Annotated in this window: 15 protein-coding genes; 7 read left to right on the top strand and 8 right to left on the bottom strand. The window is 63.8% G+C overall.

Annotation, left to right across the window (positions count from 1 at the left end; genetic code table 11):
* Nucleotides 1-75 precede the first annotated feature (75 nt).
* The 3 genes from LB536_RS01365 to LB536_RS01355 are packed head-to-tail and all read left to right on the top strand — an operon-like array spanning nt 76 to nt 2771.
* Nucleotides 76-1086, top strand: a complete 1011-nt coding sequence (locus LB536_RS01365; RefSeq protein WP_224589833.1) for an ABC transporter substrate-binding protein — start codon at nt 76-78, stop codon at nt 1084-1086.
* 28 nt (nt 1087-1114) lie between these two features.
* The gene (locus tag LB536_RS01360) at nt 1115-1978 is read left to right on the top strand and encodes an ABC transporter permease (RefSeq protein ID WP_263488785.1); all 864 of its coding nucleotides are present in this window, start codon (nt 1115-1117) and stop codon (nt 1976-1978) included.
* Between the two features lie 10 nt (nt 1979-1988).
* Nucleotides 1989-2771: an ABC transporter ATP-binding protein gene (locus LB536_RS01355; RefSeq protein ID WP_140715331.1), complete on the top strand. Its 783-nt coding sequence runs from the start codon at nt 1989-1991 to the stop codon at nt 2769-2771.
* A 35-nt stretch (nt 2772-2806) separates the two neighbouring features.
* Here LB536_RS01355 and LB536_RS01350 read toward each other — a convergent pair whose 3' ends face one another.
* Nucleotides 2807-3136, bottom strand: a complete 330-nt coding sequence (locus LB536_RS01350; RefSeq protein WP_224589832.1) for a hypothetical protein — start codon at nt 3134-3136, stop codon at nt 2807-2809.
* Nucleotides 3137-3421: 285 nt separating this feature from the next.
* On the opposite strand from LB536_RS01350, the gene LB536_RS01345 reads away from it, so the two are divergent.
* A complete protein-coding gene (locus LB536_RS01345; RefSeq protein WP_224589831.1) occupies nt 3422-4867 on the top strand; it encodes a DHA2 family efflux MFS transporter permease subunit in 1446 nt (481 codons plus the stop codon).
* A gap of 53 nt (nt 4868-4920) precedes the next feature.
* On the opposite strand, the gene LB536_RS01340 is transcribed toward LB536_RS01345, so the two are convergent.
* Together LB536_RS01340 and LB536_RS01335 are read right to left on the bottom strand one after the other, a co-directional pair.
* Complete coding sequence (locus LB536_RS01340) at nt 4921-6813, bottom strand: ABC transporter ATP-binding protein (protein WP_224589830.1); 1893 nt, start codon at nt 6811-6813, stop codon at nt 4921-4923.
* Nucleotides 6813-8666 (bottom strand): ABC transporter ATP-binding protein, encoded by a 1854-nt coding sequence (locus tag LB536_RS01335; protein ID WP_224589829.1) that lies wholly within the window; start codon nt 8664-8666, stop codon nt 6813-6815. The genes LB536_RS01340 and LB536_RS01335 overlap by 1 nt, the downstream gene beginning before the upstream one ends.
* Nucleotides 8667-8983: 317 nt before the next feature.
* On the opposite strand from LB536_RS01335, the gene LB536_RS01330 reads away from it, so the two are divergent.
* Complete coding sequence (locus LB536_RS01330) at nt 8984-10426, top strand: NAD(P)-dependent oxidoreductase (RefSeq protein WP_224589828.1); 1443 nt, start codon at nt 8984-8986, stop codon at nt 10424-10426.
* Nucleotides 10427-10436: 10 nt separating this feature from the next.
* Here LB536_RS01330 and LB536_RS31025 read toward each other — a convergent pair whose 3' ends face one another.
* The 5 genes from LB536_RS31025 to LB536_RS01310 all read right to left on the bottom strand — a co-directional run bounded on the left by LB536_RS31025 (nt 10437) and on the right by LB536_RS01310 (nt 15381).
* Nucleotides 10437-10562 (bottom strand): hypothetical protein, encoded by a 126-nt coding sequence (locus tag LB536_RS31025; RefSeq protein ID WP_263488784.1) that lies wholly within the window; start codon nt 10560-10562, stop codon nt 10437-10439.
* A gap of 21 nt (nt 10563-10583) precedes the next feature.
* Nucleotides 10584-11684: an alcohol dehydrogenase family protein gene (locus LB536_RS01325; RefSeq protein WP_224589827.1), complete on the bottom strand. Its 1101-nt coding sequence runs from the start codon at nt 11682-11684 to the stop codon at nt 10584-10586.
* Between the two features lie 171 nt (nt 11685-11855).
* A complete protein-coding gene (locus LB536_RS01320) occupies nt 11856-13235 on the bottom strand; it encodes an aspartate aminotransferase family protein (protein ID WP_224589826.1) in 1380 nt (459 codons plus the stop codon).
* A 30-nt stretch (nt 13236-13265) separates the two neighbouring features.
* The gene (locus LB536_RS01315; RefSeq protein WP_224589825.1) at nt 13266-14759 is read right to left on the bottom strand and encodes an NAD-dependent succinate-semialdehyde dehydrogenase; all 1494 of its coding nucleotides are present in this window, start codon (nt 14757-14759) and stop codon (nt 13266-13268) included.
* Between the two features lie 130 nt (nt 14760-14889).
* Nucleotides 14890-15381, bottom strand: a complete 492-nt coding sequence (locus LB536_RS01310; RefSeq protein WP_224589824.1) for an Lrp/AsnC family transcriptional regulator — start codon at nt 15379-15381, stop codon at nt 14890-14892.
* 83 nt (nt 15382-15464) lie between these two features.
* On the opposite strand from LB536_RS01310, the gene LB536_RS01305 reads away from it, so the two are divergent.
* Entirely contained in the window at nt 15465-16850 is a 1386-nt protein-coding gene (locus LB536_RS01305) for a PLP-dependent aminotransferase family protein (protein ID WP_224589823.1), read from the top strand.
* Nucleotides 16851-17031: 181 nt separating this feature from the next.
* On the top strand, nt 17032-17823 hold the full coding sequence (ehuA, locus tag LB536_RS01300; protein WP_027145205.1) for an ectoine/hydroxyectoine ABC transporter ATP-binding protein EhuA: 792 nt from the start codon (nt 17032-17034) through the stop codon (nt 17821-17823).
* Nucleotides 17824-17833: the final 10 nt, after the last annotated feature.

Below are 17833 nucleotides of genomic sequence, written 5' to 3'. Positions count from 1 at the left end.
AGAGCAGAACCCCGCAGTCTCACCAGACCGGATGCCTGGGTAAAAAAGCGGTCTGATCATCAAGGGGAACGAAAGATGACGCTCAATCTAGCAGGACAATTTCGTGCATTGGTGATGGCCATTGCCGTCGGGGTCACCGCCGCCCCGGAGGCCCACGCGGCCGATGCGAGCATTCCGACGACGCCCGAGGCCGGATCGTTCAAGATCGGCATCGAGCCCTGGCTTGGATATGGCCAGTGGCATGTCGCCGAGGCCAAGGGCCTGTTCAAGACGAACGGCCTGTCGGACGTCCAGATCGTCAATTTCGCCGAGGACAAGGATATCAACGCCGCGCTCGCAAGCGGCCAGCTCGACGCCGCCAACATCGCCACTCACACAGCGATGGGCATGGTTGCGGCCGGCCTGCCGGTGAAGATCGTGCTGCTGCTCGATGTCTCCATGACGGCCGACGCCATCGTCGCCGGCAAGGACGTCACCTCCATCGCCGATCTCAAGGGCAAGCAGGTCGCCTTCGAGGAAGGCACGACGAGCGACATCCTGCTCAAATACGCGCTCGCCAGGAACGGCATGTCAGTCGCCGATATCCAGCCGGTTCCAATGCCTGCCGCCGACGCCGGCAGCGCCTTGATCGCGGGCCAGGTGCCGGTCGCGGTCACCTACGAGCCGTACCTCACTGTCGCCATGGCGCAGAACAAGGACATCAAGCTGCTGTTCACCGCCGGCGAGGATCCCGGCCTGATCAGCGACGTGCTGGTGGTGCGCGACGAGGTGATCAAGTCACGGCCCGGCCAGGTGCTGGCCATGATCAAGACATGGGACGCCGCGCTCAAGGATTACAAAGCCGACACCTCGGGCGGCCGCGCCATCATCGCCAAGGCCGTCGGTTCCGACGTCAAGGACCTCAACACCGCCTTCGACGGCGTGCGCTACTACTCCCTGGCCGAAAACAAGACGGCGCTCACCGGCGACTTCACCACCAAGACATTCGCCGATGTCGAAGCGGCGGCCAAGAATGCCAAGCTGCTTCAGGCCGATGTGACGCCGGAGCAGATGATCGACCCGGCCTTCGTCAAGGCGGCGCAATGACGAGATCCGGATCGCGGTGGTAGCGCAGATGTCCGGAGAGCCTCCCGCGAAAACCGGTTTGGCCCGCCCGGCGCCGGCGCCCGCCGCGAAACCGGCGAGGCGTCGCCGATCCTCCGGGATCGGCGTGCCGATCGCCCGGTCGCGTTTCCTGGCGATAGCGGTGGCCGTCTTCGTCGGCCTGGGGCTCGCCTGGTGGGCGGCGACCGGGCTGGGGTGGGTGAAGCCCATCTTCCTGCCGTCGCCGGGCAGCGTCGCGACCCAGATCGCCAAGCTCGCGGCCGACGGCACCTTGTGGCTGGACCTCAGGGCCTCGATGTACCGCATTTCCATCGGCTTTCTCCTGGCCTCGGCACTGTCCATCCCGATCGGCGTGCTGATCGGCAGTTTCCGCTCCTGGGAGGCGGCCATCGAACCGCTGGTGGATTTCATCCGCTATATGCCGGTTGTCGCCTTCGTGCCGCTCTCCATCCTGTGGGCCGGTACCGGCGATACCCAGAAATTCCTGATCATCTTCATCGGCACCTTCTTCCAGCAGGTGCTGATGGTCATGGACAATGTGAAACGGGTGCCTACCGACTTTATCGGCCTTGGGCGTACGCTCGGCTTGCCGGACCGCAAGATCCTGACGCGCATCGTCGTGCCCAGCGCCTTGCCGGGCATCTGGGACACGCTGCGCATCAGTCTCGGCTGGGCGTGGACCTGGCTGGTGCTGGCCGAGCTCGTCGCGGCGACCTCCGGTCTGGGCTATCGCATCACCGTGTCGCAGCGCTATTTCCAGACAAACACCATCATCGGCTACATCCTGCTGCTGGGCGTGCTTGGCCTCATTACCGACCAGGTCATGAAGGCATTGGAGAAGGTACTGTTCCGGCAGGAAGGCCACCCGCAATGAGGAACCGCCGATGACTGTTCCAAAATTGCGCATCGCGGGTCTCGACAAGAGCTTCGGCACCGGCGAGCGGCGCACGCAAGTGCTGCGGGACATCAATCTCGACCTTGCCGACAACGAGTTCGTCTCCCTCGTCGGCACGTCGGGCTGCGGCAAGAGCACGCTGTTGTCGATCGTGGCGGGGCTGCAGGATTTCGACGCCGGTGATCTCAGCATCGATGGCGCGCCGATCCTGCAACCGGGTCTCGACCGTGGTGTCGTCTTCCAGTCCTATACGCTGCTTCCCTGGCTGACGGCGCGGCAGAACATCGAGTTCGCCCTCAAGGCTGCCGGCTATGATCGCGCCGCCTGCCGCGAGATCGCGCTCGAGCATCTCGACCTCGTCAAGCTGTCGCAGAGTGCTGATCGCTTCCCGTCCGAACTGTCGGGCGGCATGAAACAGCGCGTCGCCATCGCGCGCGCGCTCTCCTATCGGCCGAAGATGCTGCTGATGGATGAGCCCTTCGGCGCGCTGGATGCCTTGACGCGGCACCAGATGCAGGAGCTCCTGACCCAGATCTGGGAAGAGCATCGTCTCACCGTGCTCTTCGTCACGCATGACGTCGAGGAGGCGGTCTACCTCTCGGATCGCATCGTCGTCATGGGGATCGGCCCGGGACGCATTATGCAGACCTTCAATGTCGACATTGAGCGTCCGCGCCGGGAAGAGGTGATGGAGACCCCCGCCTTCATGGATTTGCAGCGCGGCGTTCACAAGGCGATCCGCGAGGCGTCAAGACGCCCCGAAATGGCGTAAATGCAACCTTCGTTGGCTTCACCTGCGGTCAGGAATCAGGGGCCGTGGGGACTGCATATCTCGAGCGTCCATGCGATGGTTCCGCAAAAGTCGCCGGCATACCCACGGTAACTGCCGTAGCCATTGTAGTAGCTGCCCATCCAGTCGCTGTTGTCGGTCGAATTGTCGGCGGTCCAACCGCTACCGGCCCAACCGTAATGGTGTCCGCGTCCGCGGTTAGCGGCGTGCGTATGGCCATTGTGGACGGTGGTGACGCGGACATAGTAGTGCCTGACAACGGCGGCATCGGCGACTGTGGCAAACGAGACAGCGCTCGTCACCAACGTCAACACGATGGAACAGAGAAATACGCTTGGCTTTCTCATGAGCATGTCTCCTTTTCATTCGAGACATATCGAAAAGAACGCGCGCCTCGATGTACATGTTCCTTCACGAAATCGGGACGCCGTTCGCTGAAACGGGCAGTGTCTCGTCCGCGTCACTTCGGGTGCCGGTCAAGATTTGTTGACTTCCCGCGATCTGGAAAAGACTACCGCTCGTCTATTTGTCGGATCATAAGACCGCCTGCGATCAGGCCCGGCTGGCCGGTAAGGCACTCTTGCCTTTGAATCGGGATGCGCCACGTCGGCCAGAGCCTATAAGCCACCTGCATGACGGAATTGACCAGAGCATTGGAACAGCCGCAATTTGCCACCGAGCGCGACCCGAGGCTCAGGCTGATCATCCCGATCATCGTCGCCATCGCGTTTTTGATGGAGCAGCTCGATTCCACCATCATCACCACCGCGATCCCGGCAATAGCGCAAAGCCTCGGCACGACGCCGGTCCGGCTGAATCTTGCGATCACCACCTACATCCTGACGCTCGCCGTGTTCATTCCCGTCAGCGGCTGGTTTGCCGACAGGTTCGGCGCGCGCAGGGTGTTCGCGCTGGCGCTTTTCACCTTCACCCTGGGCTCGGCACTGTGCGGCGTGGCCGACAGTTTCGGCATGCTGCTGGCGATGCGTGCCTTGCAGGGGCTTGGCGGCGCCATGATGACGCCGGTCGGCCGGCTGATCCTGCTGCGCAGCTTTCCGCGCAGCGGCCTGATCACCGCCATGACCTACACGACCCTGCCGGCCATCATGGGGCCGATCATCGGGCCGCTGCTGGGCGGCCTGCTCACCACCTATGCGTCGTGGCGCTGGATATTCTATGTCAACGTGCCTTTCGGCTGCCTGGGGATCCTGGCCGCGCTGCGCTTCGTCGACGACTTCCATGGCGAGGCGGTGCAACGTTTCGATGTCCCGGGATTCCTGATGGTGGGCGTCGGCGTGGCGCTCCTGCAGTTCGGGCTGGAAAACATCGGCCGGCCGATCATTCCCGGGTCTGCGACGGTGCTGGTGCTGGCCGCGGCATTCCTGCTGCTGCTTGCCTTCGGGCGCTATGCGCGCCGCGTCGTCGCGCCGGCTGTCGACTTGACGTTGTTTCGGTTCCGCTCGTTCTGGGTCGGCACGCTGGCGGGCGGCCTGTGCCGCGTCGGTCTCAACGGCGTGCCTTTCCTGGTGCCGCTGATGCTGCAGGTCGGCTTCGGCATGAGCCCGGTCACATCGGGCTCGCTGACATTCGTCGGCAGTTTCGGGGCGCTGCTCATGCGGCCGCTGCTGTCGCCGCTCCTGCGGCGCTTCGGCTTCGGTGTCGTGCTGATCGGCAGCGCGGTCGTTGGCTCAGCCACCGTGGCAGGCTTCGCCCTGATGGGGCCCGGTACGCCGCATTGGTTGATCGGTTTCTATGTCTTCCTGTTCGGCATCGTCCGCTCGGCGCAGTTCATGACGTCCAACACCTTGTCCTACGCCGATCTGCCGGCCGACAAGCTCAGCCGCGCCACCAGCCTTGGTGGCGTGCTGCAGCAGCTGAGCGTATCGCTCGGCGTTTCGATCGCCGCGATGCTGCTGGGCCTGATTGCGGGCGAAAGCCACGTCCTGACGCCGGAACGCTTTCACCAGGTGTTCCTGCTGACCGCGATCATCCCGCTGCTCTCCATCCCCGGATTTCTGTACCTGCGTGCCGAAGACGGCGTGCAGGTCAGCGGCCACGTCAGGCGATCCGGCAAATAGGTCCTGTCGGAGGCAGCAGGCGATCCGTCCGTTCGCACCCTGCCGTCACCAGCTCACGTCGCTTTGCCGACTGAAGCGTCCATTCCCATCTCTTCCTCGGAAATGTCGTCGAAGGAAGCGTAGTTCATGTTGTAGAGACGGGCGTAAAGACCTTTCCTCTTCATCAGCTGTTCATGGTTGCCGCTTTCGACGATCTCGCCATTCTGCAGCACGATGATGCGGTCGGCGCCGCGGATGGTGGCCAGGCGATGCGCGATGACCAGTCCGGTGCGGCCCTCCAGCAGTTTGATCAGCGCCTTCTGGATCAGCATCTCGGTGTAGGAATCGATGCTGGCGGTGGCTTCGTCGAGCACGAGGATCTTGGCGTCGGCCACCAGCGCCCGCGCGAAACTGATCAGCTGGCGCTGGCCGAGCGAGAGATTGCCGCCGCGCTGCTCGAGTTCGGTATCGTAGCCGTCGGGCAGGTCCTCGATGAAGTCGTGCGCGCCGACGGCTTGTGCTGCGCGCACCACTTCTTCGCGGCTGGCGCCAGTCTTGTGATAGCGGATGTTCTCCAGCACGGTGCCGGAGAATAGGAACGGCTCCTGCAGCACCATGGCCACCTGGTCGCCGAGCGAATCCTGCGTCAGCTCGCGCACATCATGGCCGCCGACCAAGACCTCGCCCGACCAGACATCGTAGAAGCGGTGCACCAGCGCCATCGAGCTCGACTTGCCCGATCCGGTCGGGCCGACAAGCGCGACTGTCTCGCCCGGATTGACGCGGAAGGAGATGTTCTTCAGCACCGGCTGGTTCGGCCGGTAGCCGAAGGTGACGTTCCTGAACTCGACTGAGCCGTCCATGTCGCGCGACAGTGCGATGGCGCCGTGCTTGTCGCTGACATCCACGGGTACGTCGAGCACTTCGGAGATGCGCTGACCCGAAGCCATGGCGCGCTGCATGACGCTGTACTGCATGGTGAGCGAGCGGATCGGGTCGAAGAAGCGCTGGATGTAGAACAGGAACGCCACCATGACGCCGATGTCGAGGCTATGCGACAGCACCATCGACCCGCCGACGACGATGACTGTCGCCATGGCGATGCCGGTCAACGTGTCGACGATCGGCACCATCACCTGCGCGTATCTCGCCGACCGCAGATGGGCGTTGAGATTGGCCAGCACCTTCTCGTCATAGAGGTCGAAATTGACGTGCTGGCGCTCCAGGCTCTGCACGGTGCGCACGCCATGGATGCCCTCGGCAAGCGCGCCGTTGGCGATGGAGTTGGTCTCGTGGGCGGCCATGAAGGCGACCTTGGCGCGCGGCAGCCAGAACAGCCGCACGATGAACAGCATCGGCATTGTCGACAGCGTCAGCAGCCCGAGCCGGAAATCGAGCCACAAAAGGACTGTGACGATGCCGAACAACAGCACGATGTCACCCACCGACATGACGGATGTTTCGAGGAATTCCTGCATCGAATTGACGTCGCCCTGCAGGCGCGACATCAGCCGTCCGACCTCGGTCCTGTCCATGAAGCCCAGGGAGACCCGCTGCAAATGGCTGAACATGGCGCGACGCAGGTCAGACAGCACGTTCTCGGCCACCTTGCCGACGACGCTCTCCTGGACATGGCTGGCGGCGTAGTTGATGAGGATGATCACGGCAAAAGCGATGATCGCGGTGATCATCACCGAACGGTCGAGCCTGCCTGGCGCCATGCCGTGATCGATGGCGTAGCGGATGACCAGCGGGATCGCCAGCTGCGTCAGCGTGAACACCAGCACCGCGGCGACCGAGATGAAAATCCGGCCCTGATACGGTCTGACGAAGCTCCAGATGCGCCTGACGATGCGCGGATCGTAGGCCTTGCCGAAGACCTCTTCCTCATCGCGGTGCGAGCCGACGACCGCCTTGGTCGGGCGTCCGCTTTTGTCTTCCTTCTTGTCGTCGTCCTGCATCGACATCAGGCGGCTCCCTCGAGGCGATCTTCGTCCGGCCGCAGCTGCAGGTCGTAAAGCGCTCGGTAGCGTCCGCCGAGCGCCAGCAATTCCTCATGCGTGCCGCGTTCCACGATCCGGCCGCCCTCGACGAACAGGATCTGGTCTGCATGCATCAGCGAACTCAGCCGGTGCGAGATGACGAGCGTCACGCGATCCCTGGCGAAGCGCCTCATCGCCGCCCGGATCCGCTGCTCGGTGCCGGCGTCGACGGCCGCGGTGGAATCGTCGAAGACCAGCACAGATGGCCGCAGCATCAGGCTGCGCGCGATGGTCAGGCGCTGCCGCTGGCCGCCGGAAAGCGACGCGCCGCGTTCGCCCACGACCGTGGTGTAGCCTGCTGGAAGCCCGATGATGTAGTTGTGGAGCTGGGCATACTCGGCGGCCTGTCCGATGCGGGTCTCGCGCGCCCAGGGATTACCATAGGCGATGTTGTTCTCGATCGAGGTGGTGAACAGGAATGCGTCCTGCTGGACGACGCCGACCGCCTTGCGCAGCGATTGCAGTGTGACCTTGCGAATGTCCTGGCCGTCTATGGTGATCGCGCCTGAGCTCACGTCGTAGAAGCGCGGGATCAGATGCGCGATGGTCGACTTGCCGCTGCCTGGCGGACCGACGATGCCGACGGTCTCGCCAGGCCTGGCTTCGAAGGAAACGCCGGAAAGCGTCGGACGCTCGCCTGCGCCCTCATAGCGGAAACCGACATTGTCGAACCGTAGCACGCCATCGGTTATGACCAGATCTTTGGCATCGGGCGCGTCCTCGATGTCGAGCTCCGCATCGAGGAGTTCGAACAGCCGCGTGCCACAGGTCGAGGCGCGCGCGAAGGAGTTGACCATCAGGCCGAGCTGGCGCACCGGCATCTGCAATATGGTCATGAAGGTGAGGAACTGGGCCAGCGTGCCGACGCTGATCTGGCCCGCGATCACCTTCTGGCCGCCGAACCACAGCACCAGGCCCATGGCGGCCAGGAACGAGAAATTCATGGCGCTGGTGTTCGAGACGCGGATGTCGACGCGCTCATTGGCGAGCTCCAGCGCATCCTCCTTGGCGCGGTCGAATTTTGCCAGCTCATGCCGCTGTGCCGCGAAGGCGCGCACGACACGAATGCCGCCGAGATTCTCATCCATAACCCGGCTCAGCACCGACAGCCGCTCCTGCAGCGTCAGCCAGGTGCTGCGCAGTCGGAGCTGCGTCACCGAGGAGCGCCAAGCGACGAATGGTACGAAGCTGAGGCTCAACAACCCGAGCACGAGGTCGGTGCTGATCAACAGATAGGCGCCGACGCCGATCAGCACGCCAAGCAGGACCACGCGCAGGATGCCCGTGGAAAAGAACATGCGCACGCCGTCGAGATCGAGCAGCCCGAGCGTGATGAGATCGCCCGTATGGACCTTGTCGTGGAAGGAAAAGCTCAGTCGCTGGATCTTCTCGTAGAAGGCGAGCCGAAGCTCATAGCCGGTCTGATGGCCGACGGCCTCGCCATAGTAGTTCTGCGCCATGGTGAAGAGGCCGCGCAGTATGCTGACGATCAACAGCGTCAGCGCGGTATTCCATAGCGCCTGCTCGGCCGCGGTGCCGGCACCCGCCGCCATTACGCCTTGCGCCTGATCGATGGCGCGCCCCAGGAGGCGCGGAATGAAAAGCTGCAGCGTCGCGGCGACAAAGGTCGAGACGAGGGTGATGGCAACCTGCCAGGGATGGCGCAGCGTCATGCGCACGATGCGCAGCAAGGTGCTGAGGCCCTTGCCCCAGGAGGCTTCGGCCACATGGGTAAATGATTTGCCGCGCTTGGCCGCGCTGGTTTCATCCGTGTGCAAGGAAATACCCAGACCAATCCGGACATTAGCCCGAACGAATGTAGAAGACTCAATCAGATAGCGCGATTTTACGCGCGTCCGCCTGGCCCGTTCAAGGGGCCAATGGCGCCATCGCACTGTACCTGAAAGACGGTGTCGCGTGCCATCTTGGCCATGGCCATCGGGGCCTGATCGGCGGCGCGGTCACCGGCAAGAGCGTGTCGCAACTCGCCGCTGGTCTGCCGCCGGTGATCGACCCCGCGCCTCTCTGGGCGGATAGGTTCTGATTATTCGCCTGCTCTACCAGTAGGCCTTTCGTCCTGCATCAGGGGAACGACGTGACCGCGACCACAGACACACACGCCGTTGAGTCGATCGATCCGCAGCGCGCCTACGCCGTGCTGGTCTGCGATCTGATCGGCTTGCGCTTCGACGCTGACGGAAAACCCGACCCTTCGGAGGTGCGTGCCCATATCGAAGCCAAGGGGGGCCGCTTTCATGCGACCGGACTTGGCGACAAGACCGCTCTCGAACCTGGCCGAGTGCATTTCTTCTACCAGCCGGACCTCAGCACCCGCGAAGAGCTGATCGAAGCCGCCGGCGACGGACGCTATGACGCCGTCATTGCCGCCGCCACCTTCCTGCCGGCCGAGACCGTCTTTCCGCTCGCCGGCGTGCGCATCGGCGCCGGCACCGGCAATATGGGCTCGCGCTCATGGGGCGGCGGCAGCGGCGAGGGCGGCACCGCCGTGCTGATGAACACGCCAGGCATCAACAGCCGCGCCACGGCGCAGATGGTGATGAAGGCGATTCTGAAAGTGCTGCCGGATCTCCCGGTCGGCATGCTTCACGACCGTGTGGCGCGGGGCGCCTTCGACACGGGCAGGGAGCTGCGCGATTTCCCCACCGAAAAGCTCGAAGGCAAGACGGTCGCGATTGTCGGCTACGGCAATATCGGCAGGGAGGTGGCCAAGCTTGCCCGCGCCTTCGGCATGCGCGTGTTGATCCATGCGCGGCCTCGGCATCGGGACTGGATAGAAGCCGAGGGATTTGCCTATGCGGCGGACCTCGCCGACGCGGCTGCGGGCGCCCATGTGCTCAGCGTTCATGTCGGCCTGGGCAAGCAGGATGCGCAGACCGGCCACTATGCCAATGCCGGGCTTATCGGCGCGGACATTTTGTCTCGCATGAAAAGCGGCGCGGTGCTGGTCAACTACGATCGCGGCGAGCTTGTCGACATCGAGGCGCTTGATGAAGCTTTGAGTACAGGCCGGCTGCGCCATGCCGCCATCGATGCCGACCTGTTCAGGGATGCCTCGACCGGCAGCCTGTCCGGCCCGATGCTGCCTTATCTCGACCTGGTCGAGAAGCATGGCGCCAGGCTCGAGCTCCTGCCGCATGCTGCGGCCGACACGGATCACCCTTCACGCGTCGCCGGCGCCAAGCAGGCAGTCGACCAGATATTCGATGTCCTCTGCCGCAAGACAGCGGTGAACGCAAAAGGCACCGTGCCGCCAGGCTATCTTTCGTTTGGAGCGACCACGCCTCCAGGCATCGGACCGGTGACTGCGGATCATCTTTTGAAATTGACCTCCAACGACTGCGCTGAATTGGCGGATGTCTGTGATCGGCAGAGCCGGTTGTGGAGGATCTTGGCCGACACGCCGCAGTCCGAGCGCGGTAAGATTGTCGCCGAACAGGGTGAGGCGCTTGTCAGGCTGATCGACCGCTTCTGCCTTCTGGCCGAGAACCTCAATGTCAGGGGACCTTTCCAGCGATAAGCCGGAACTCTCAGTCCCGGGGACCGGCCACCATACGGGCGACCAGCGTCATGTCGGCGCTCATCTCACGATCGTCGTCGAGCGGGCTGACGAGCGCACGGACGGCGGCAAAGGTGCGCTGCGGTCCTTTGCCCATGCCGGACCAGGATTTTTGCGATTACGCTGATCGTTCCGCGACAGCGTCGGGCACCACCACCAGCTTGCCGACAAAATCCTTTGCGACGAAATCGCCTTGCGCGTGGTGGAAATCGGAGAGCTTGTAGACGCCGCCGACTAAGGGTCGGATCTTGCCCTCCTCGATGTAGCGTACGATGCGGCGGAAATCGGCGCGCGTGCCCTGGCTCGAGCCGTGCAGTTGCAGCTGCTTGAGATACATGGTCCTGAGGTCGAGCTGGACGACCGGGCCTGCAATCGCGCCGGCAGTGGTGTAGCGGCCCTCGGGCCGCAGGATGCGCAAAAGGTCGTTGAAGATCGCGCCGCCGACGAGATCGGCGACCACGTCGATCGGCTGGCCGCCGGTCGCTTCGGTCACGGCTTGCGGCAGGTCCGCGACGCCGCGGGTGATGACGGCCTCGGCGCCGATGTCGAGCACAGCCTGTTCCTTGCCCTTGCCGACGACGGCATAGGGAATGGCGCCACGCGCCCGCGCCAGCTGCACGATGCCGGAGCCGACGCCGCCAGAGGCGCCGGTGACCAGCACGCGCTCGCCAGCCTTCAGGCCAGCGCGTTCCAGCATCTGCTCGCCGGTAAGATAGGCGCAGCAGAAGGTCGCGAGTTCGATATCGCTCAAGTCGGTGTCGACGACATGCGCGTTGTCGGCTGGCACAGCCTGATACTCGGCATAACCGCCGTCGCGGCCATGGCCCATATAGTCGATGTCGGCGAGTGAATCGTCCTCACGGTTGTAGATGGAGAAATCGACCATCACCCGTTCGCCGATACGATCGGGCGAAACGCCTTCGCCGACGGCAACGATGGTGCCGACAGTGTCGGTGCCCTGGATGCGCGGGAAGGTCAGCGTATTGCCCTGCCTTCGCCAGGTCGACACCGCGCCCGCATCCTCCTCGGTGCCATAGGCGCCCTGACGCACCCAGACATCGGTGTTGTTCATCCCGCAAGCGCTGACCCTTATGAGCACCTCACCTGAAACGGGGGCAGGCACTTTGACATCGGTGCGGTAGACGAGCTTTTCCGGTCCGCCGTGCCCTGTGAGCAGCACGGCGGCCATGGTGGCGGGGAGGGTGGGATGGGAGGTCATCGCGGTCACTTCCAAATACCTTATAGGTTTGCGCTGCCCCTCACCCTTACCCTCTCCCCGTGAAGGACGGGGAGAGGGGATCGCCAGCGTCGGAGCTTCTCCCTTCTCCCCGTCACTATACGGGGAGAAGGTGCCGGCAGGCGGATGAGGGGCGGCGCCAGTAGTCAAGAATTAGAGATTGGCGAACACGTTCTTCACGGCATCGGCGGTCTTGGCCACCACGATGTCGGCTTCCTCGCGGGTCAGGCATAGCGGTGGCGCGAAGCCGAGGATGTCGCCCTGCGGCATGGCGCGGCCGATGACGCCGCTTGCGGCAAGGGCGGTCGCAATCTGCGGCCCGATCTTGAGCGAAGCATCGAAGAAGACGCGGTCGTCGCGATCCCTGACGAATTCCACTGCCGCCAGCATGCCGTCGCCGCGTACCTCGCCGACATGTTTGTGACCGCCGACGGCCTTGGCCAGTTCGGCACGGAAATAAGCGCCGGTCTCGCCGGCATTCCGCACCAGGTCCATCTCATCGATCAGTTCGAGATTGGCGACGCCGGCGGCGACGCAGATCGGATGCGCCGAATAGGTCCAGCCATGGCCGAGCGAGCCGAGCTTGTCGGAGCCCTGCACCAGCACCTGCCACATCTTGTCGGCGACGATGACGCCCGACAGCGGCGCGTAGGCCGAGGTCAGGCCCTTGGCGATGGTGATCAGGTCGGGCTTGATCCCGTAATGATCGGAGCCGAACATCGTGCCCAGCCGGCCGAAGCCCGTCACCACCTCGTCGGCGACCAGCAGCACATCATACTTCTTCAGCACCGCCTGGATCTTTTCCCAATAGCCGGCGGGCGGCGGCACGATGCCGCCAGTGCCGAGAATCGGCTCGCCGATGAAGGCGGCTACCGTTTCGGGCCCTTCGGCGAGGATCATCTCCTCGAGCTTGTCGGCGCAATGCTGCGAGAACTGCTCTTCGCTCATCGAGCGGTCGGCGCGGCGGAAATAGTACGGCGCCTCGGTGTGCAGGATCGGCGCGCGCGGCAGGTCGAAGGCGTTGTGGAACAGGTCGAGCCCGGTCAGCGAGCCCGTCATCACGCCCGAGCCGTGATAGCCGCGCCAGCGCGAGATGATCTTCTTCTTCCCCGGGCGTCCCAGCACATTATTGTAGTACCAGATCAGCTTGATATTGGTTTCGTTGGCATCCGAACCCGAGAGGCCGAAATAGACCCTCGACATGTCCTTCGGCGCGCGGTCGATGATCATCTTGGCCAGCGTGATCGAGGCCTCGGTGCCGTGCCCGACATAGGCGTGATAGTAGGCGAGGTTTTTTGCCTGGGTCGCGATGGCATCTGATATCTTCTGGCGGCCATAGCCGACATTGACGCAATAGAGACCGGCGAAGGCGTCGATGCTCTTCCTGCCATTGTTGTCCCAGACGGTGACGCCTTCGCCACCAGCCATGATCCTTGTCGGCGATTCACCGCGCGCGTGCGTGCCCATATGGGTCGAGGGATGGAAGAAATGGTCGCGATCCCAGGCGGCGAGTTCGTTGGACTGGTCGAGCATTTTTTTACTCCTTCAAAATTCCGGTGTGGCCTACGCTACGTCGAGGCATAGATATTTGAGATCAGTGAAGGCCTCCAGGCCATGGCGCGAGCCCTCGCGGCCGACACCGGACTGCTTGACGCCGCCGAACGGGATCGGCGCGCCGGTGATCTTCACACGGTTGATGGCGACCATGCCATAGTCGAGCGCGCGGCCCATGCGCTGCTGGCGGGCGCCGTTCTCGGTCACGACATAGGCGACCAGGCCGTATTCGGTCGCGTTGGCACGGGCGATGACTTCGCCCTCGTCGTCGAAGGGGGTGGCGGCCGCGACCGGGCCAAAGGTCTCCTCGCGCATGATCAGTGCGTCGTCGGCGACATCGGCCAGCAGTGTCGGCTGGTAGAAGAGCGGCCCGGCCTGATGCCGCTTGCCGCCGGCAAGGCAGCGCGCGCCAAGGGCTACGGCGTCTGCGACCTGTTCTTCGACCTTCTTGACGGCGCGCTCATGCATCAGCGGCCCGATGTCGATATCGTCGGCGAGGCCATTGCCGGCTCGCAGCGCCTCGATGCGTCTGGCGAAAGCGGCGCAGAAGCGGTCGTAGAGCGGACGCTGGACATAGATGCGGTTGGCGGCGAGGCAATCCTGGCCCGAGGTGGCGAATTTGGCGTCGATGGCGATGGTCACCGCTTTGTCGATATCGGCATCGGCAAAGACGATCAGCGGCGCGTGGCCGCCGAGTTCCATGACCAGCCGCTTCATCGTCGGCGCGCTTTGCGCGGCGATCAGCCGGCCAATCTCGGTCGAGCCGGTGAAACTCATGGCGCGTACGCGCGGATCTTCGCACATGCGTCCGACGATCGTCGCGGCCTTGCCGGTAACGATGTTGAACACGCCGGCGGGCAGTCCGGCGCGTTCGCCAAGTTCGGCCAGCGCCAGCGCCGACAGCGGCGTCTCCGAGGAGGGATGCGCAACGATGGTACAGCCGGCGGCAAGCGCGGCGGCCGCTTTGCGCGTCAACATGGCCGATGGAAAATTCCACGGCGTGACGACACCGACAACGCCGAGCGGCTCACGCCGCACCATCATTTCCGCGTTTGGCAGGTGGCTGGTGACGCTCTCGGCGTTGAGACGCTTCGCTTCCTCCGCATACCATTCGATGAAGGAGGCGGCGTAGCCGATCTCGCCGAGCGACTCCTTCAACGGCTTGCCCTGTTCCAGCGTCATCAGCAGGGCCAGGTCGTCTTTCGCTGCTATAATCAGCTCGAACCATTTTCGCAGGATTTTCGAGCGCTCCTGCGGCAACTGCGCCCGCCACGCCGGAAAGGCGCGCGCAGCGGCGTCGATGGCTTTTGTCGTCTGCCGGCTGTCGAGTGCTGCGACGAAGGCGACGGTGGTGCCGGTCGCCGGATCGGTGACCTCGAAACTCTCGGCCGCCTCGCTCGCCGTCCAATGGCCGTCGATATAGGCAAGCTCGCGCAGCAATCGGCGGTCGGCGAGCCGGTCGAGCGCTTCGTGGCGATGCGAGCGGGCAAAATGCGCGGACATGGTCGAAGCCTCCCGGTTCGGTTTGATGGGGGGAGACTAACCATCACCGGCAGACAGAGAGGCTGTTTGGACGCCTGGCCGCAGAGAGAATCTCTCTATTGCGCCGAGGGGGCAGCCCATTTCTCCGGCGCTATGTCGATGCCGGCAACAGGTCGGCTATCGGCAGCGCGGCATCGTCTTTCACCGTCTTGATGACGATGTAGGTGAAGTAGCGGTCGATGCCGATCTCGCGATCGAGCAAGCCGTCGACGAGCCGCTGATAGGCGTCGATGTCGCGCGCCATCACCTTCAGTACATAGTCGACGCCGCCACCCACCGACCAGCAGGCGACGATCTCGGGGATGTCGCGGATGACGCGCTCGAAGCGGTCGAAATCGGCCTGGCGGTGGCTGGCCAGCGTCACCTCCATCAGCACGGTGGCGACAGGCGCCACGACACGCATGGCGATCCGGGCGTGATAACCCGAGACGATGCCGGCTTTTTCCAGCTTGCGCAGCCGCATCCAGCATGGCGTCGGCGACAGCCCGACCTGCTCGGCCAGCGCCAGCTTGGTGATGCGTCCGTCACGCTGGATGGCGTCCAGGATTTTGAGGTCGATAGGGTCGAGTTTCGCAGCAGTCATCAGCGCTCACTTTTTCGTCGATCGTACCATGACGGCGCATTATTTCGATTGTCAATTGCACTGATTTCGATCTCTAATAAGTCATGACATTGTGGCAACCCGATCCCACGCTCATCCGGCGGCCAGCCTATCAATCGTTGGCCGATCAGTTCGCACGCGCCATCCATGACGGACGCCTTGCCAACGGCGCGCGGCTGCCGACGCATCGCAGGCTGGCGGACGATCTGAAGCTCTCGGTGCAGACGGTCAGCCGTGCCTACGAGGAATTGATCCGGCGCGGCCTGATTTCGGGCGAGATCGGCCGTGGCAGCTTCGTCCAGACGCAGCGCCGCGAGCCGGAGCCGCCTTATCTGCCCGAGCGCCTGGGCGAAGTCATCGATCTGTCGATTCTGAAGCCGGTCTGCGAGCCGATGCACCTGGAGCGGATGAAGCAGGCACTGGGCTGGCTCGCCGAAAACCTGCCGTCGAGTTCGGCTCTGTCGTTCCGGCCAAACATGGTGTTTCCGCGCCACCGTGCCGTGGCGGTCGAGTGGCTGAAACTGTGCGGCCTCGATGCGTCCCCGCAGAACATCAGCCTGACAAATGGCGCCACCGCCGGCATGACGGTGGCGCTGATGAGCGTGGCGCCGCCGGGTTCCACCGTTGCCACCGAGGCGATCGGCCATCACACGCTGGTGCCGCTCGCCCGTTATCTCGGCTTCAACCTCGAAGGCCTGCCGATCGACGGCAACGGCCTGGTTCCGGAAGCGCTGGACCAGGCCTGCCGGCTGTCCGACATCCGTGCGGTGTTCGTCCAGCCTTCCGTCATAAACCCCACGGCAACGCTCATGGATGCGGCGCGCCGCGAGCAGATCGCGGCGGTGGCGCGCAAGCACGACATCGCCATTATCGAGAACGATGTGCTGGGACCGCTGGTCGAGCATCGACCGCCGCCGGTCGCCGCTTTCGCGCCGGAGCGGACGCTCTACGTCACCTCCTTCACCAAGATCACCGTGCCCGGCCTGCGCATCGGTTATCTCGCCGCGCCCGATCGTTACGTCGCGGCCGTTGCCAACCGGCATCTGGTCTCGAACTGGATGGCGACACCAATGGTTGCGGAGATCGCCACCAAATGGGTGGCCGACGGCACCGCGATGGAACTGGTGGGCTGGCAACGGGTGGCGCTGCGGCGGCGGCAGGATATCGCGGCAGAGGTGCTGGCCGGCGTCGACTACCGTGCCCATCGCGACGGACTGCATATCTGGCTGCCACTGCCGGCCGACCGTTCCGAGGAGAGCTTTGTCGCCCAGGCCCGGCTGCAGGGTGTGGCCATTGCGCCGGGCACCTCCTTCCGCATTTCGGATGCGCCCTGGCATCCGGCGGTGCGCATCTCGCTGGGTTCGACCACCGAGGGGGAACTGCGCGCCGGTCTCGGCGTTGTCACCAAGCTCTTGCTTGGCGATCCGGAGCATTTGCTGCTCGCAATCTGAGCATGGCGTCCAAAAGTGTCAGGTGGTTCCGGGGCGAGGGCATGCCCAAAAAGCCGGCTGTGATTGACTGGAAAATGTGCGCAATCAGAATAATTGTCATGATATTATTTTCCCAATTGACATGATTTGGCACGTTCCGCATCGTTAAGGGCACCAGGCTTCTCCAGCACGGGAAATTCATTTGTCCGCATCCGCACCCATCATCAAGGTCGACAGCATCTCGAAGAGCTTTGGCAGCTTCAAGGTTCTGGACGGCCTCTCGATGCAGGTCATGCCGCGCGAGAAGCTGGCGCTGATCGGCCCCTCCGGCTCAGGCAAGACGACGATCCTGCGCATCCTGATGACGCTGGAGCGCATCGACGGCGGTCATATCCAGATCGACGGCGAGCAGCTTTACCATATGGAGCGCAACGGTCAGCTGCTGCCGGCCGATGAGCGCCATCTGGCGCGGATGCGCCAGAAGACCGGCATGGTCTTCCAGCTGTTCAACCTGTTTCCCCACAAGAGCGTCATCGACAATGTGACGCTGGCGCCGATGCTGACCAAGGGCACGCCGCGCGCCGCTGCCGAGAAGCGGGCCATGGAACTGCTCGAGATGGTCGGCATGGCCGACAAGGCGAAGGCGATGCCGGCCCAATTGTCCGGCGGCCAGAAGCAGCGCGTGGCGATCGCCCGCGCGCTCGCCTTGCAGCCAAAGATCATGCTGTTCGACGAGGTGACATCGGCGCTCGACCCGGAACTGGTCGAGGAAGTGCTCAACGTCTTGTGGCGGCTCTGCGCGGAGACCGACATGACCATGCTGCTGGTCACGCACGAGATGGGTTTCGCCCACGACTTCGCCGACCGGGTGCTGTTCTTCGATCGCGGCCGAATAGTCGAGGAAGGCAAGCCTGACGAGATTTTCCGCAATCCCAAACAGGAACGCACGCAAGGGTTCCTGAAGAAGATCATCGCGGCCGGACACCGTGTCTGACCGCATGCCA

This window comes from Mesorhizobium sp. ES1-3 (assembly GCF_020164795.1).
GTDB lineage: Bacteria > Pseudomonadota > Alphaproteobacteria > Rhizobiales > Rhizobiaceae > Mesorhizobium.
Note: the sequence above shows the minus strand (reverse complement) of the source record. Positions and strands in the feature narration are given on the sequence as shown.